The sequence below is a fragment of the Streptomyces sp. NBC_01508 genome, from assembly GCF_045040315.1.
Lineage (GTDB): Bacteria > Actinomycetota > Actinomycetes > Streptomycetales > Streptomycetaceae > Streptomyces.
The window spans coordinates 2,547,275-2,562,577 of record NZ_CP109419.1 but is presented as its reverse complement, the minus strand read 5'-3'; the positions used below and the strand labels follow the sequence as shown (position 1 = coordinate 2,562,577).

Annotated in this window: 15 protein-coding genes; 9 read left to right on the top strand and 6 right to left on the bottom strand. The window is 72.6% G+C overall.

All coding sequences use genetic code 11. The features are described from left to right. Positions 1-71: 71 nt before the first annotated feature. Positions 72-728, bottom strand: coding sequence for a snapalysin (snpA, locus tag OG700_RS11520; protein ID WP_405612474.1), 657 nt, complete (start codon positions 726-728; stop codon positions 72-74). A gap of 200 nt (positions 729-928) precedes the next feature. Between snpA and OG700_RS11515 the strand changes: the two genes are divergently transcribed. The 4 genes from OG700_RS11515 (at position 929) to OG700_RS11500 (ending at position 5,082) form a co-directional block, all read left to right on the top strand. Continuing rightward, complete coding sequence (locus OG700_RS11515; protein ID WP_405612472.1) at positions 929-1,972, top strand: LysR family transcriptional regulator; 1,044 nt, start codon at positions 929-931, stop codon at positions 1,970-1,972. Between the two features lie 122 nt (positions 1,973-2,094). Continuing rightward, positions 2,095-2,439 carry an ArsR/SmtB family transcription factor gene (locus OG700_RS11510; RefSeq protein WP_405612470.1) on the top strand — a complete coding sequence of 115 codons (345 nt, stop codon included), beginning with the start codon at positions 2,095-2,097 and terminating at the stop codon, positions 2,437-2,439. Then, positions 2,439-2,711: a hypothetical protein gene (locus OG700_RS11505; protein ID WP_405612468.1), complete on the top strand. Its 273-nt coding sequence runs from the start codon at positions 2,439-2,441 to the stop codon at positions 2,709-2,711. The genes OG700_RS11510 and OG700_RS11505 overlap by 1 nt, the downstream gene beginning before the upstream one ends. A gap of 133 nt (positions 2,712-2,844) precedes the next feature. Beyond that, on the top strand, positions 2,845-5,082 hold the full coding sequence (locus tag OG700_RS11500) for an MMPL family transporter (protein WP_405612466.1): 2,238 nt from the start codon (positions 2,845-2,847) through the stop codon (positions 5,080-5,082). Positions 5,083-5,151: 69 nt separating this feature from the next. Here the strand turns inward: OG700_RS11500 and OG700_RS11495 are convergent, their stop codons facing one another. After that, on the bottom strand, positions 5,152-5,793 hold the full coding sequence (locus OG700_RS11495; protein ID WP_405612464.1) for a TetR/AcrR family transcriptional regulator: 642 nt from the start codon (positions 5,791-5,793) through the stop codon (positions 5,152-5,154). An 87-nt stretch (positions 5,794-5,880) separates the two neighbouring features. Here OG700_RS11495 and OG700_RS11490 point away from each other — a divergent pair, with 87 nt between their 5' ends. The 5 genes from OG700_RS11490 to OG700_RS11470 all read left to right on the top strand — a co-directional run bounded on the left by OG700_RS11490 (position 5,881) and on the right by OG700_RS11470 (position 10,905). Further along, positions 5,881-6,870 (top strand): DMT family transporter, encoded by a 990-nt coding sequence (locus tag OG700_RS11490; protein ID WP_405612462.1) that lies wholly within the window; start codon positions 5,881-5,883, stop codon positions 6,868-6,870. Positions 6,871-6,924: 54 nt separating this feature from the next. After that, the gene (locus OG700_RS11485; protein ID WP_405612460.1) at positions 6,925-7,353 is read left to right on the top strand and encodes a RidA family protein; all 429 of its coding nucleotides are present in this window, start codon (positions 6,925-6,927) and stop codon (positions 7,351-7,353) included. Next, positions 7,350-8,339, top strand: coding sequence for a hypothetical protein (locus tag OG700_RS11480; RefSeq protein ID WP_405612458.1), 990 nt, complete (start codon positions 7,350-7,352; stop codon positions 8,337-8,339). The genes OG700_RS11485 and OG700_RS11480 overlap by 4 nt, the downstream gene beginning before the upstream one ends. Positions 8,340-8,530: 191 nt before the next feature. Beyond that, positions 8,531-9,739 carry a glycosyltransferase 87 family protein gene (locus tag OG700_RS11475; protein WP_405621601.1) on the top strand — a complete coding sequence of 403 codons (1,209 nt, stop codon included), beginning with the start codon at positions 8,531-8,533 and terminating at the stop codon, positions 9,737-9,739. Next, complete coding sequence (locus tag OG700_RS11470) at positions 9,739-10,905, top strand: glycosyltransferase family 4 protein (protein ID WP_405612456.1); 1,167 nt, start codon at positions 9,739-9,741, stop codon at positions 10,903-10,905. Before OG700_RS11475 ends, OG700_RS11470 begins: the two co-directional genes overlap by 1 nt. A gap of 264 nt (positions 10,906-11,169) precedes the next feature. Here OG700_RS11470 and OG700_RS11465 read toward each other — a convergent pair whose 3' ends face one another. The 4 genes from OG700_RS11465 to OG700_RS11450 form a co-directional block, all read right to left on the bottom strand. Then, positions 11,170-11,841 carry a LuxR C-terminal-related transcriptional regulator gene (locus OG700_RS11465; RefSeq protein WP_405612454.1) on the bottom strand — a complete coding sequence of 224 codons (672 nt, stop codon included), beginning with the start codon at positions 11,839-11,841 and terminating at the stop codon, positions 11,170-11,172. Beyond that, entirely contained in the window at positions 11,829-13,154 is a 1,326-nt protein-coding gene (locus OG700_RS11460) for a sensor histidine kinase (RefSeq protein ID WP_405612452.1), read from the bottom strand. The genes OG700_RS11465 and OG700_RS11460 overlap by 13 nt, the downstream gene beginning before the upstream one ends. A 126-nt stretch (positions 13,155-13,280) precedes the next feature. After that, positions 13,281-13,994 (bottom strand): response regulator, encoded by a 714-nt coding sequence (locus tag OG700_RS11455; protein WP_405612450.1) that lies wholly within the window; start codon positions 13,992-13,994, stop codon positions 13,281-13,283. After that, the gene (locus OG700_RS11450; protein ID WP_405612448.1) at positions 13,991-15,235 is read right to left on the bottom strand and encodes a sensor histidine kinase; all 1,245 of its coding nucleotides are present in this window, start codon (positions 15,233-15,235) and stop codon (positions 13,991-13,993) included. Before OG700_RS11450 ends, OG700_RS11455 begins: the two co-directional genes overlap by 4 nt. Between the last annotated feature and the right edge of the window lie 68 nt (positions 15,236-15,303).

Sequence of the window (15,303 nt, the reverse complement as noted above, 5' to 3'; positions counted from 1 at the left end):
CGCCGACCGGCGGCGTACCGGCGGCGTACCAGTGGCCTACCGGCGGCGGATCGCGACGGATCAGCGGTGGATCAAGAGGCCTTGGCCAGAGCGGCCGTGAAGCCGTTCGCCCAGAGGCTGTTGACCTGGTTGCGCTCGGCCTGGTCCGGCTGCGAGTTGGTGCAGGACGGGCCGGGGCCGCCACCCGACATCAACTTGCTGCACGGGGCCGAGTAGTTGTCCGGCAGACCGAGCACGTGCCCGGTCTCGTGGGCGGTCACGCGCGTGGAGTCGTACACCTGGTTCTGCGCGTAGTCCAGGAAGATGTAGCCGCGGCCGTGCCCGTCGGTGCTCGCGTACGAGCCACGCGGGTCGTTGCCCTCGTGGTAGGTGAAGTCTGCGTTGCCGCCCTGCTGGAGTTTGACGTTGGCGACGGCGCTGTTCCAGATCTGCGTGCTGCTGGCTATCTGGCCGGCGAACGACGGGGCGCCGGAGGCGTCGTAGACGACGGTGACCGCGAGGGCGCCGGGGTTGGCGGCACGCTTCTCGGCCACCGACTTCATGACGGCCTCGTAGAACGCCTTGGTCGCGGCGGCGTCTTGCGGCGAACCCTCGTACGCGGCGTACGAGGTGGTGGTGGGCGCGGCGCTGGTGGGGTCAGCGGCGGCGGCCGGGGTGGCGGTGAGGGCGGTCGCGAAGGCGAGAGAGATTCCGGCGATCGCGGAAAGTGCTGTCTTGGGGTATCTCATGTGGGGGGCTCCTACTCGTCCGAGGAACGGGTTCGGTAGGGAGAGTGTCGTACCGCACACCGCCGCGGCGGATGATGCCGAAGGGCGATAGCACGGGAGCATCCCCCGGTGCCGGCTCGTCCAATTTCCCGCGTATGCCCGCCAATTACTGTGCTTTGGGTCCCTGGCGTGACGCGGAGGGCGGCCCTACTCTGCGGTACATGGAGCTGGAGGTCAGGCATCTGCGCGCGCTGTGCGCCATTGCCGACGCGGGAAGCCTGCACAAAGCGGCCAGGCAGCTCGGCATGAGCCAGCCGTCCCTGACGACGCAGCTGCGGCGGATCGAGAACTCGCTCGGCGCCGAGCTGTTCTCCCGTGAACGCACCGGCTGCCGCCCCACGTTGCTCGGCCACTCCGTGCTCAGCCGGGCGCGTCCGCTGGTCGCCGGGATGGCCGTACTGGTCAGCGAGGCGCGCGCCGCGGCCGACCGGTCGGCCGGGCCCCGGCTGCGGATCGGTTCGACGGCGAGCCGCGCCCTGGCGGGCTGGCTGCGCAGGCTGCGCGAGCGGCTGCCGGGCACGGACATCTCACTCCAGATGGACGTCTCGGCGAACGCGCTGCTGCGACATGTCGCCGCGGGCGGGCTCGACGTGGCGTTCGTGCACGAGGTGGAGGGCTGTCCGCTGCGGGTGCCGCCGGGGCTCGACCGGCGCGTACTGGTCGAGCGGGAGCCACAGTTCATCTCGCTGGCCCGGGACCATCCGGCGGCCGGCCGGCCGGTCGTCGAACTGGCCGATCTGGCGGGCGACCGCTGGATGATCGACCCGACCGTGGACGGCGAGTGGGACGGTCTGCGGCGGGTGCTGGGCGCGGCCGGGCTCAACCCGTCGGTCCTGCACGGGGATTACCTCACCGCCGCGTCGCTGATCGCGGGGGGCGAGGCGATAGCGCCCTGCCAGCCCACCTCGGTCCCGCGCGAGGACATGGTCGTACGGCCGCTGCGGGACGACCCGTTGGGGGTGCGGCTGCTGCTGTTCTCGCGGCCGGGGGCGTACGAGGGCGCGTGCGTCGCGGGTACGAGTACGGGCGCGGGCGTGGACACGGGCGGCGACGGCCCCGGCGACGGCCCCGGTGACGGCCCCGGCGGCGCCGAGGTGTACGCGGACCTGGAGGCGGCCTACCGCGAGGCGGCGTTGCAGGCCGTCGTGTACCGCCAGTGGCTGCTGCGCAACAAGAGCCCGCTGCTGCACGCCCCCGCCGCCTGAGCGCGCTTCTTCCGCCCTCTTCTTCCGCCCTCTTCGTCCAACCTTCGTCCGCCCGTCGACTTTGGGGTTAGTAATCCGCGTAGGCACCTGCTAATTTTTCTTTGCATGCGTAGGAGGTCGCGATGAGCCCACCCGTGCCCACGGGCGACGAACTGGTGCGCGTACTGGCGACGCTGTCCAACCCCCACCGGCTGCGCGTCGTCGCGGCACTCACCGGGGGACGCAACTACGTCAGCCAACTGGCCAGGGAGCTGGACATCAGCAGGGCGCTGCTCCAGGTCCATCTCAAGAAGCTCGAAGCCGCCGGCCTGGTGACCTCGCGGCTGGAGCTGTCGGAGGACGGAAAGGCCATGAAGTTCTACGAGGTGAACGCGTTTGCGGTGGTTCTGACGCCGCAGGACATCGTCACCGCCGTACAGACGCTGAGCAACCACAAGGACGAGAGAGAAGAGAAGGGGGCCACCTGATGGAAGACGAACAGGATTGGCAGGAAGTCATCGGAGCGATAGGGCTGTTCGCGGTCCTGCTGATCGTGGTGACGCTCACCCTGTGGCACTTCACCGCGGGCCGCCGGGCCAGGGAGATCAGGGCCGGCGAGAACGAGTACCGCCAGCTCGCCGCCCAGGCGGTGGAGGGCCAGCGGCGTATGGAGGAGCAGCTCGCCGACCTCGGCCGGCGGCTCACCGACGTCCAGACCCGCACCGGATCGCTGGAACGGATCCTCAAGGACGTCGAGTAGCCGGGCCGGGCACACGCACGAGAACCCCGGGCCGCCGAGCGGCAACTCGACGACCCGGGCACAGAAGGACGCTCCACCTCGCCGTAACGGCGAGCTCCACAGGAACGACCCTCCGAGTGAAGGAGAGCAGCTAGTGCTGCGCCGAATCAAGTCAGAACGCCCACGCGCCGGACTGGTCGAGTCCGTCGCCGGCTGGTCCGCCAGACACCGTACGGCGGCCATCGCCGCCTGGTTGCTGCTGGTCGTGGTCGCCGTCATGTCCTCCTCGCTGTTCCCCGGTGCGCAGGTCAGATCCACCGACCCCGGTGAGGCGGGCCGCGGCCAGCGGATGATCGTCGCGCAGGACGCCGGGGACTCCATACGCGAGAACGTGATGATCCGGGCCGGGGTGGGCGCGGACCCCGCCACCCGGCGCGCCGCCACCAAGGACCTGGCGGCGGCCCTGCGCACGCTGCCCGACGCCGTGACGGACGTCGGGTCCCCGCTCGGCGCACACGGCGAGCGCTGGGTCTCCGAGGACGGCACGGCCGACCTCGTGACCTTCGAACTCGCCGGTCCCGACGCCGAGTTCGACGCCCACAAGCGGGCCGCCTTCGCCGCTGTCGAGAAGGTGACGCGGGAGCACCCCGAGGCGCGCGTCGACCAGGCCGGTGACTCCAGCCTCGCCTCGGCGGTCGACGAGGGCATCAAGGGCGACATGAAGCGCGCCGAGACCACCTCGCTGCCGCTCACCGTCGTCATCCTGCTCGTCGTCTTCGGCTCGCTGATCGCCGCCGGGATCCCGCTGCTGCTGTCGGCGACCGCCGTGGCCGCCACGTTCGGGCTGGTGGACACGCTCGGCCGGTGGGTGCCGTTCAACAGCGCCTCCTCCGCGATCGTTTTGCTCATCGGCATGGCGGTGGGCATCGACTACTCGCTGTTCTATCTGCGCCGTATCCGCGAGGAGCGCGCGGCCGGGCGTTCGGTCCAGGAGGCGCTGCGGATCGCCTCGCGCACCTCGGGGCACGCGGTCGTGGTGTCCGGTCTGACCGTGATGGTGTGCATGACCGGCCTGCTGTTCACGGGAGTCGACGTGTTCAAGGGGCTCACGCTCGGGACCGTCCTGGTGGTCGGGCTGGCGGTGCTCGGGTCGGTGACGGCGCTGCCCGCGCTGGTGGCCGCCCTGGGTGACCGCGTCGATCTGGGGAGGATCCCGTGGCTGGGGCGGCGGCGTACGGCGGCGGGCCGCTCGCGGGTGTGGACGGCCGTGGCGGAGAGGGTCGTTCGCCGTCCGCTGCTCACCGGCGGTACGGCGGCCCTCCTCCTCGCTGTGATGGCCCTGCCGGCACTCGGGCTGCACCTCCAGGACGCCACCCAGATCCAGAGCCTGCCGCGCGGCGTCTCGGCGGCGGCCGACGCCGGCGCCCGGATGCAGCAGGTTTTCCCCGGTGTGGCCACGCCCGCCCGCGTGGTGGTGTCGGCCAACGGCCCCGAGGCACGGGCGGCGGCCGACGCGCTGCACGAGCAGGCCGCCCGGAGCGACGGGGCGCTGCGCGAGCCGATCACGACGGTGCCGGTCGGCGACGCGCTGGTGGTACGGGTGCCGCTGGCGGGGGACGGCACGGATCCGGAATCCGGGCGGGCGCTGGAATTCCTGCGGGAGCGGGCGGTGCCCGCGACGGTGGGGGCGGTGCGGGGGGCGGAGGTCGCGGTCGCGGGCCGGACCGCCATGCCGTACGACTTCACCCGGCAGGTCAACGCGCGGACGCCGCTGGTCTTCGCCTTCGTCCTTGTCCTGGCCTTCGTCCTGCTGGTCGTCGCCTTCCGCTCGCTCGCCCTGCCGCTGGTGTCGATCGCGCTGAACCTGCTGTCGATCGGGGCGGCGTACGGGGTGCTCGTCGCGGTCTTCCAGGGCGGCCGGCTGGAGTCGCTGCTCAACTTCAACGCCTATGGGGGAGTGGTGAGTTGGCTGCCGCTGTTCATGTTCATCATTCTCTTCGGGCTGAGCATGGACTACCACATCTTCATCCTCAGCCGGATCCGCGAGCGGTGGAGCGGTCCGGCGGCCGGCCCCGACGCGTCCCCGGATGCTTCACGCGGCGTCTCCCCTGACGCCTCCCCTGACGCCTCCCGCGCGGCGATCGTCGGCGGCATCGCGGCCAGCGCGGGCGTCGTGACCAGCGCGGCCGTCATCATGGTCGGTGTCTTCTCGATCTTCACGACGCTGTCCGCGATCGAGTACAAGATGCTCGGTACGGGGATGGCGGTGGCCATCCTCATCGACGCGACGGTCGTACGGGGCGTACTGCTCCCGGCCTCGCTCGCGCTGCTGGGGGACCGGGCCTGGACGCTGCCGGGGTGGGTTCGCGGCGCGTGGCGCCGCCGGTCATGAGCGCGCCGGTCACGAGCGCGCCGGTCACGAGTACGCCGGTCACGAGTACGCCGGTCACGAGTACGCCGGTCACGAGTACGGCCCGAGCGCGGCGCGTGCCTGTTCGCGGGCGTGCCCGATGGCGTCCGGGAAGATGTCCAGGCCGTGGGCGACGAGCGCGCCTTCGTGCAGGAGCATGAGCGTGCGGGCGAGGCGGTCGGCCGTGTCGGACCCGGTGGCCTCGCCCGGCGCCGTGACCTCCCTGGCGAGGGAGGTGAACAGCTCCAGCATCCACGCCTTCTGGCCGGTGATGACCGCGTACGCCGGATGCTCCGGATCGTCGATCTCGGCATGGGCGTTGACCATGCCGCATCCCCGCGAGCCGTTGTCCGCCGCCCAGTCGCGGGAGGCCGCGAAGACCGCCAGGACCTGCTCGGCGGGTGACGGGGGAGCGGCGGCCAGCCGCTCGTCCAGGAAGGCGCGCCAGCGCTCGTCGCGGCCGGCCAGATACTCGACGACGATCTGCTCCTTCGAGCCGAACCGGTCGTAAAGCGTCTTCTTGGTGACCCCGGCCTCGGCTGCGATGCGGTCGACGCCGACGGCGTGGATGCCGTGTTCGTAGAAGAGCCGCGACGCGGCGTCCAGGGCGCGGCGCGCGCCGGGTGTCACGACGATCCGATGGGGCGGCCGGCGGGGCGCGGCCGGCCGTCTCCGGGTGCTGCCGGTACTCATGGCGAGAAGTATACCGGTCTGTATAGTGAGGTGAATGAGTAAACAGATCGGTATACCCATCTCCCCGGCCACGGGCGGTGTCCTGCCATGAACGTCCTCCTCGCCGTCGCGTTCGTCGTCTGCTGGAGCTCCGGCTTCATCGGCGCCAAACTCGGGGCGGGCAGCGCCGACGCAGTCACGATCCTGATGTGGCGCTTCCTGCCCCTGGCGGTGGTCCTGGCGGCGGTCGCCGTCACCCGCGCCCGCGCCGCCTGGCACGGGCTGACGGCGCGCGACGTGCTGCGCCAGTCCGTGATCGGCGCGCTGTCGCAGAGCGGCTACCTCCTCACCGTCTACTACGCGATCCAGCTCGGCGTCTCCAGCGGCACCACGGCCCTGATCGACGGGACGCAGCCGCTCGTCGCGGGCGCGCTGGCCGGACCGCTGCTGCGGCAGTACGTCTCCGGGCGCCAGTGGCTGGGCCTGTCCCTCGGTCTGACGGGAGTGCTCGTCGTGACGTCGGCGGACGCCGCGGCGGCGGAGGGCGTCGCGCCGTGGGCGTACGCGGTGCCGTTCCTCGGCATGCTGTCGCTCGTGGCCGCCACGTTCCTGGAAAGCCGCTCGCGCAGGGCGGTCGCGCCCTCGGTGGCGATGACGATCCACTGCGGTACGAGCGCCGTCGTCTTCACCGTCCTCGCCGCCGTGGCGGGCGCCGCCGTGCCGCCCGCCGAGGCGTCCTTCTGGGTGGCCGTCGGCTGGCTGGTGGGTCTGGCGACGTTCGGCGGATACGGCCTCTACTGGCTGGTCCTGCGCCGCTCCGGGGTGCTGCGGGTGAACACCCTGATGTTCCTCATGGCACCGGTCACGGCGGTGTGGGGCGCGCTCGTGTTCGGCGAACCCTTCGGCCCGCAGACGGCCGCCGGCCTCACGGTCGCGCTGGTCGCGGTGGTGGTGGTACGGGGCGGGGCCGCCGGGCCGGTGAGCGACCCCGTGGGTGACGTCGTGGGTGACGCCGTGGGTGACGCGGGTGACGTCGTGGGCGGCGGAAACCCGCGTGACGTACCGGATCGCCGCGCCGACAATGGCACGCGGGTGTGACCGCGCCACGCGGTCACCCCTCACCGCCACCGACGACTGGCAAGGAGCGACCTCATGGTGCGCCGCACGACCGTCCCCAGCCTCTTCCCGCCGCCCGGCTACGCGCACGCGGCGGTGGTCGAGACCGACACCCGACTGGCGTTCATGGCGGGATCCGTACCGCTCGACAAGGACGGCACACTCGTCGGACCGGGCGACTTCGCCGCGCAGACCGAACAGGTCCTGGCCAACCTGGAGACCGCGCTGCGCGCCATCGGCAGCGCTCTCGACCGGGTGGTATCCACCGACGTGTACGTCGTGTCGTCGGACCCGGCGGATCTGAGCCGGGCCTGGGACGTCGTCCACGCCTCGGGTCTCACCACGGCGCCGCACACCTCCACGCTGCTCGGCGTCGCGTGCCTCGGCTATCCGGGGCAACTGGTGGAGATCACGGCGGTGGCCGAGGCCGGCGAGGCCGACGAGGCGACGGACCAGGGGGAGTGAGGCCCGCCGCACGCGCCGCAGTGGCCGCCGTGCTCGCGGCGCTCACGGCCCTCGCCGGCTGCTCGTCCGGCCCGGCCGGCTCCGCCGATGACGCCGACGCCGCCGCGCCCGACACCTCCGCGTACACCGACGGCAGCCGCGTACCGAACGTCGTGAACGAGCGGGACATCCCCGAACTGCCCGTCGCCCGATACGAGTTCGGTGACAGCGACACCGAGCGGCACAGCCGGGCCCAGGCCCGCGCCGCACAGCGCTGCATGGTGGGCTTCGGCTTCACGGACTTCCCCCTGGACCCCGGTTCGCCGGACCTGCCCAAGACCGTCTACAGCATGGTCGCGGTGGCGATGGCGACCCCGTTCGGCGAACTCGACCTCGGCGAGGCCCGGCGCTGGGGCTACGGCTGGGACCCGAAGATGGCCGGTGCGGTCGACGCGGCCGGCGCCGGGTTCGGGAAGGGCCGCGCGATGACCGACGCCGAAGACCAGGTTTTCTACAACGCAGGCGGCTCCACCGACCGCACCGTCAACGGCCGCGAGGTCCCGGAGAACGGCTGCTCCGGGCAGGCCGCCGCCCGGCTCACCGAAGGCGTCGAGGACGCCACCCGCATGTGGACGTACACCTCGAAACGGTCCCAGGTGCTGGCCGCGAAGACGCTGAAGGACCCCGACGTGAGCGAGGCGCTGCGCACCTGGGCGCGCTGCGTCGAGGACCGGGGCCTCACACGGTACGAGGGCCGCGAGGACGCCTTCCGCGACAAGGCGTGGCACCGGGACGACAACGGCAACACCCGCCGTACGCAACGGGAACGGGACACCGCCGTCGCCGACATCGAGTGCGCCCGCGAGCACAACACGGTCGGCGTGTGGTGGGCCGGCGAGGCGCGGAGCCAGACGGCCGACATCGAGAGCCACCGCGCCACGTACGAGGCGGTGCGCCGCGACCAGGACGTCGTACGGGCCAACATCCGCGACGTGTTGGGGAATTGAGCGTCGGCGGTGGCTGAGGAGCCCGGTAGGTAGGGGAAAGCCGACCAGCAAGTCTCGACCTGACCGTGCTGACCCCGACGGTGCCCGGCGGCTGCAATGTCGAGGTGATTACTTGGCGAGTCGAACGCGAGAACAGCAGGCCGGCGGCGGGGGTGGCGCCGGCGGCGTGGGCGGCGTCGTGGTGGTGGCCCGTGGGATGGTCGCTCGCCGCCGTGTGGGCGGCGGTCTTCCCCCTCGTCTCCGATGTGGGGACGCACCGCGTGTGGGGGATCTGCGCGGCCGTGGGATACACGGGGGCCGCCGTCGCCGCGCGGGTGCTGCCGCGCCCGCGCGCCGTGCGGGTGCCGGTCGCGATCGCCCTGGCGGGCGCGGTCGTACTGCCACTGCTGCTCCTGGTCCTCACCGGGCAGGCACAGTCGGAGGTCGACGTCATCGAGCGGTCCGGGCGGCTGCTGTCCGAGCGGGGGACCCCGTATCTGGACGCGCCCCGACAGGTCGAGGAGTACACGCCGTATCTGCCGGGGATGGCGCTGCTGGGAATGCCCCGCGCGCTGTTCGGTGAACACGGCTGGGCGGCGCGGTACTTCGGCGACGCGCGGGTGTGGTGCGCGGTGGTGTTCCTGGCGTGTCTGGTGGCGAGCCGGGTCGTCGTACGGCGTGGGCGGGGCGGCGCCCAGGTGCGGCGCGGGGACGAGCGGTTCGGCGCGGCGATGGCGGTGCTGATCGCGTCGCCCGTGGTGGCGCTGCCCTTGTGCGTCAGCGGAGTTGATCTGCCGCTCGCCGGGCTGTGCGTGCTGGCGATCGCCTGCGCCGTACGGGGGCGGGCGGTGGCGGCCGGGCTGGTGCTCGCCGCCGCGTGCTCGCTCAAGTGGACGGCGTGGCCCGCGATTCCGGTCGTCGTGGCGCTGCTCGGCTGCGCGTGGGGCGCGCGGCCGGCGCTGCGGAGCGCGGCCACAGCGGTCGTCGGTACGGTCCCGCTCGTCCTGCCCAGCGCGCTGCTGTCACCCGGCCCGATGGTCCAGCAGGTGCTCGCCTTCCCCACCGGACAGGGCGAGTTGGAGACACCGGCGGCCAGCCCGCTGCCCGGCCGGCTGCTCGCCGAGCAGGGCGTCATGGGGTGGGCGGCGGCGGTGGCGCTGCTCGTGTGCGGCGCGATCGCGGTCGGCGTCTCGCTCGTCGTGAAACCGCCGTCGGACGCCGTGGCGGCGGCCGACCGGCTGGCGATCGGTCTCGCGATCGCGTTCCTGCTCGCGCCCGCCGGGCGGTTCGGATATCTGGCACTGCCGGTGCTGCTGGTGGTGTGGGCGCGGTGGGTGGGCGCGTCGGAGCCGGTGCCGGAGCTGGAGTCGGGTGCGGCCACGCGTACGGCGGCGGTCAGCATCGCCGGGGGGCGGCGCTGATGAGTTCAACTCTCGTCGTCACCAACGACTTTCCGCCCCGCCAAGGGGGCATCGAGACCTTCGTGCACGCGGTGACCACCCGTATGCCGGCCGACCGCGTCGTCGTCTACACCTCCAGCGAGCCCGGCGCCGCCGCGTACGACGCGACCCTCCCGTTCCCCGTCGTCCGCGACCGCGCCCACATGCTGCTGCCGACCTCGCGCGTCACCCGGACCGCGATCGAGATCGCGCGGAGCCACGGCTGCGACCGGGTCTGGTTCGGCGCGGCGGCACCGCTCGCGTACATGGCCCCGGCGTTGGTGCGCGGCGGCCCGATACGGCGTACGGTCGCCACCACCCACGGCCACGAGATCTGGTGGGCCCGTACGCCCGGCGCGCGGCAGGTCCTGCGGCGGGTGGGGACGTACGTGGACGTCGTCACCTATCTCGGGGAGTACACCCGCTCGCGCATCGCCCCGGCGCTGGGTCCCGGCGCGCGGATGAGCCGCCTCGTACCGGGGGTGGACGCGGCGACGTTCCGGCCGGACAGGGGCGCGAGTTGCGCGCGTGACGTGCGTGACGCCGTCCGTGAGCGGCACGGGATCAGTGGGAAGAAGATCATCCTCTGCGTCTCGCGCCTCGTCACCCGCAAGGGCCAGGACGTCCTCATACGGGCGCTCCCGCTGATCCGGCGGGCCGTACCGGATGCGGTGCTGGTGGTCGTCGGCCACGGGCCGGACGAACGGCGCCTGCGCGCACTCGCCCGCCGGCACGCCGACGGTGCCGTCGTCTTCGCGGGCGGCAAGGACCATACGGAGACGGCGAGTTACTACGCGGCGGCCGACGTCTTCGCGATGCCGTGCCGCACCCGCAAGGGCGGCCTGGAGGCGGAAGGGCTCGGCATCGTCTTCCTGGAAGCGGCGGCGAGCGGGCTGCCGGTGGTCGCGGGCGACTCCGGAGGAGCGCCGGACGCCGTACTGGACGGGCGTACGGGGCTGGTGGTCGACGGCCGCGACGTGGCGTCGGTGGCCGAGGCACTGACCACGCTGCTGCTCTCACCGGAGCGGGCGGCGGCGATGGGGGAGGCGGGGCGGCGCTGGGTGACGAAGCGGTGGTCCTGGGAGGCGTCGGCACGCCACCTGACGGAACTGCTGACACCTGAGCGGGAGTTGGGACGGCCCCGCTGAGACCGACCGGTTCGTCCTCAAGCGCCGGACGTGCTCGATGGAGCCCGCCCGGCGGACAGTTCAAGCCCATCCGGCGCTTGAGGGCACCACCCACGGGCCGGACGAATGTGAGCCCGTCCGGCGATTGAGGACAAGCGCGGCCCACGAGCAGCACACCCCGGCGAACAACCCCGGCCACGGCACCGGGACACCGTCCGCCGTAAGGGCCGCAAGGGCGCGGGGCCGTGCGGCGGAACCCCTGTCATGCCGCACAGCGCCCGGCGACTACGCCTCGCCCCGCAGATGCGCGAGCACCGCCAGCACCCGCCGGTTGCCCTCCGTGGGGTCGAGGTCCAGCTTCATGAAGATGTTCCCGGCGTGCTTCACCACCGACGCCTCCGTGACCGTCAACCGCTGTGCGATCGCCTGGTTGTTGAGACCCTCGGCCATCAGCCCCAGCACCTCCCGCTCGCGCGGCGTGAGCCGGCGCAGCGACTGGGCGCGCGCATGCTGGACGAGCAGGACCCGTACGACCTCCGGGTCGATGACCGTCTGCCCGTCGGCGACCCGCCCCATCGCGTCCAGAAACTCGGAGACCTCGCCGACCCGGTCCTTGAGCAGATAGCCCAGCCCGGCGGCCTCCGATCCGCTGCCGCCGCCGAAGAGCTGGGTCGCGTACGCGGTCGCGACGTACTGGGACAGTACGAGAACCGGCAGTCCGGCGTGCCGGGCACGCAGCTTGAGCGCGGCCCGCAGCCCCTCGTCGTGCTGGCCCGGCGGCATCCGGACATCGGTGATCACGAGGTCCGGGAGGGCGGGGAGCCGGTCGTCCACGGCGCGCGCCAGCGCCTCGGCATCGCCGACGGCGGCGATCACCTCGTGTCCGCCGCGGGTCAGCAGCTCGGTGAGCCCCGCCCGCAGCAGTACGGAGTCTTCCGCCAGCACTACGCGGAGCACGGCACCTCCATATGTACCCGGGTCGGGCCGCCCACCGGACTGGACACCACAAGCCTGCCTTTCAGGATCGCCGCACGGTCGGCGAGCCCTTGCAGGCCCGTGCCGGCGGAGGGGACCGCCCCGCCGTTGCCATTGTCGCCGATCACGAGCGTCAGCCGGCCCTTCCGTAGCTTCCCGACGACGGTGATCTCCGTGGCGTCACTGTGCTTGGCCGCGTTCGTCAGTGCCTCGGTGACCGTGAAGTACGCGATCGTCTCCACCGCGTCCGGCAGCCGGCGCGGCAGATCGATGTCCACGCCCACCGGTATCGGGCTGCGCAGCGCGATCTCCGCGACGGCGGCGTCCAGGCCGTGGTCGGTCAGCACCTGCGGGTAGATGCCGCGCACCAGGTCACGCAGTTGCGTCAGCGCGAGCCGCGCCTCGCCCCGGGCGCGCGACACCAGCTCGGTGGTGGGCGACCCGTTCTCCCTCAGCTCCATCTCGGCCAGCCCCAACGTCATGGTGAGCGCGACCAGTTGCTGCTGCGCCCCGTCGTGCAGATCACGCTCGATACGGCGCCGCTCGGCCTCGAACGCGTCCGCCAGCCGGGCGCGCGAACGGGTCAGCTCGACCACCTGGCGCTCCTCGTCGCGGGGCGACAGCAGAAACACGGTCGATTTGACCTGCGCCCCCGCGAGCAGGCCTGCGGCGTACGCGCACAGGGCGAGGCCGAGGAGCCCGGCGGCGGTGGCGGGGAGGGCGTGCAGCGGACTCTCGACCGCCTGCCCCGGAATGATCATGACGCTGCCGGGGGCCGTGCCCCAGACGATGAGGGGCGCCGCCGTCAGAACCACGGCGAACGTCAGCCCGAGCGCGACACCGATTCCGGTGATCGTCAGGACGGGCCCGAACACGACGACGTATCCCAGCTCCCGCCAGGTCGACCGCTCCCGCAGACGCGTGCGCAGCCGTCCCCGACGGGTGTCTCCGATCAGCGACCGGTGGGGATCGGGCACCGGGACCGGCTCGACCAGCCGCAGCCGGCGCCGCTCAAGGGCGGCGACGGGGATACCGAACGTGGCGGCCAGTTTGATCACGAGGTCCACGCCGACGACGGACAGGAGGAGACCGGAGACGGTGAGGACCGCCAGCAGGATCACGGCGGCGAGGCCGACGAGCGCCCCGCTGAGCAGATACGCCCAGGCGCGCCAGGGCCGGCTCGACAGCAGGAAGCGCTGCGGGGGCTGTCTCATGGCGCGCCAGACGGTGACGCCGGGGGCGCCGGTCTCCGATTCCGGCGCGTGGTCCGGCGCGTGGTCCGGCTCGTCCGACATACGGGTACTCCTCACCGGGTCCGCCCGGTGTCCGGTCCCGTCCTCGATCACCGGTCTCGTCCTCGATCACCGGTCTGTCCACGAACGACGGACGGGCTCGAAGACGCCAGCCTACGGGGGTGCCCTTCAGCCGGTCGCGGTGACCAGTCCCGCCTCGTAGGCCAGGATGACGAGCTGGACCCGGTCTCGGGCGTCGAGTTTGGCCAGCAGACGGGTCAGATACGTCTTGGCGGTGGCGACGCTGATGGACAGCTCGGCGGCGATCTCGGTGTTGGACAGACCACTGCCTACCAGCACCAGGACTTCGCGCTCCCGGTCGGTGATGCCGGCGACCGTCCGCCGTGCCGGGGCCGGCGCGGGGCGGTCCGCGAACTCCTTGATCAGGCGGCGGGTGACGCTCGGGGCGATCAGTCCGTCGCCGCTCGCGACCACCCGGATCGCGGCGAGGATGTCGTCCAGGGCCATGTCCTTGACGAGGAAACCGGCGGCTCCCGCGCGCAGCGCGCCGTACACGTGGTCGTCCTCGTCGAACGTCGTCAGCACGATGACATGCGTCGCGCCCGGACCTTCGGTGATCTGCCGGGTGGCCCGGATGCCGTCCGTGCCGGGCATGCGGATGTCCATCACCACGACGTCGGGGGCGAGTTCGGTGGCCAGCCGGACGGCCTCGGCGCCGGTGCCGGCCTCGCCGACTACATCGAGGTCGGGGGCGTCGGTGATGACCATGCGCAGGGCGGCGCGGACCAGGGGCTGGTCGTCGGCGAGTACGACGCGTACGGGCGCCGGGCCGTCGCTGACCGGCGCCGTGCCGTCGGGGGCCGCTGTGCCGTCGCCGGTCACCGGACCCCCACCGGTACGGGCAGCCGCGCCGCCACCCGGAAGCCGCCTTCGGGGCGCGGCCCGGCCGAGAAGTCGCCGTGCAGCAGTGTCGCGCGCTCGCGCATGCCGACGAGGCCCCATCCGGGACTCTTGCCGTCCGGTCGTCCGCCGCGCCCGTCGTCCGTGATCTCGATCGACAGCTCCTCGGTCCGGCGGTCGACGGTGACGCGGCAGGACGGGATGCCCGCGTGACGTACGACGTTGGTGACTGCCTCCTGGATGATGCGGTACGCCGAGATGTCGATCTCCGGTGGGAGCGGACGCGGTTCGCCGTGCCACCGCACGTCGACGCGGACCCCGGCCGCCGTCGTCGTCGCGGCCAGCCGGTCGACGTCCACGAGACCAGGCACGGGAGCGGGATCGAGTGCCTGATCGAGCGGCGCGACGTACGCGGCCCCCGCCGGGTGTTCAGGGGCCTCCGACTCCGCCTGCCGCAGCGCGCCGAGCATCCGGCGCAGCCCCGCCAGCGTCTCGCGCCCGGCGGTCTCGATACTGCCCAGCGCCTCACGTGCCGCCACGGGCTGCGTCTCGATGACGCGGGCCGCGGCCCCCGCCTGGAGGGCGATGATGCCGATGCTGTGCGCGACCGTGTCGTGCATCTCGCGGGCGATCCGCAGCCGTTCGGCGGTGACCGCCCGCGCCGCCGCCTGGACGCGTGACTTCTCGGCGTACTCCCGTGCCTGGTGCGTCGAGTTGCCGATGAGCCAGGCGATGACCACCGTCATGGCCACGGCCATCTCCGCCGACGTCCCCACGTTCCACCCGCGCAGCAGCCGGAAGCCCAGGAAGCCGGCCAGCGTGCCGAGCGCCATGGCGACGGCGACGACCCCGGTCCGGCGCGGCTGGGCCGACGCCACGAAGTACAGCGCGACATCGATTGCCAGGAACTGCGCGAGCGGGATCTCGCCCACGCTCAGCGGGGTCGTCGCGAGGACGGAACCGGCCAGCAGCAGGGCCATGGCCCCCAGCGGCCGGCCGGACAGCCGCCGCCCGCCCGCCGCCACCAGGGCCGTGGCGAGGGCCAGCATGATCAGCCCGTCCCACCGGAAGAACAGGACTCCCGCCAGCACGGCGGGTTCCTCCTCGCCGGGCAGCCTGAGCCGGACGAGGAACGTGAACACCATGCCCGCCACCCACGCGAGGGCGACCCAGACACTCGGTTCTACCCGCTTGAGCAGGGGCATGGGTGGCATGGCGTGCATGCGCCGATCGTAACGACGAGGCCCCGGCCGGTCATCCGACCGTGGTCGTACACCCGTGGCCGACACCG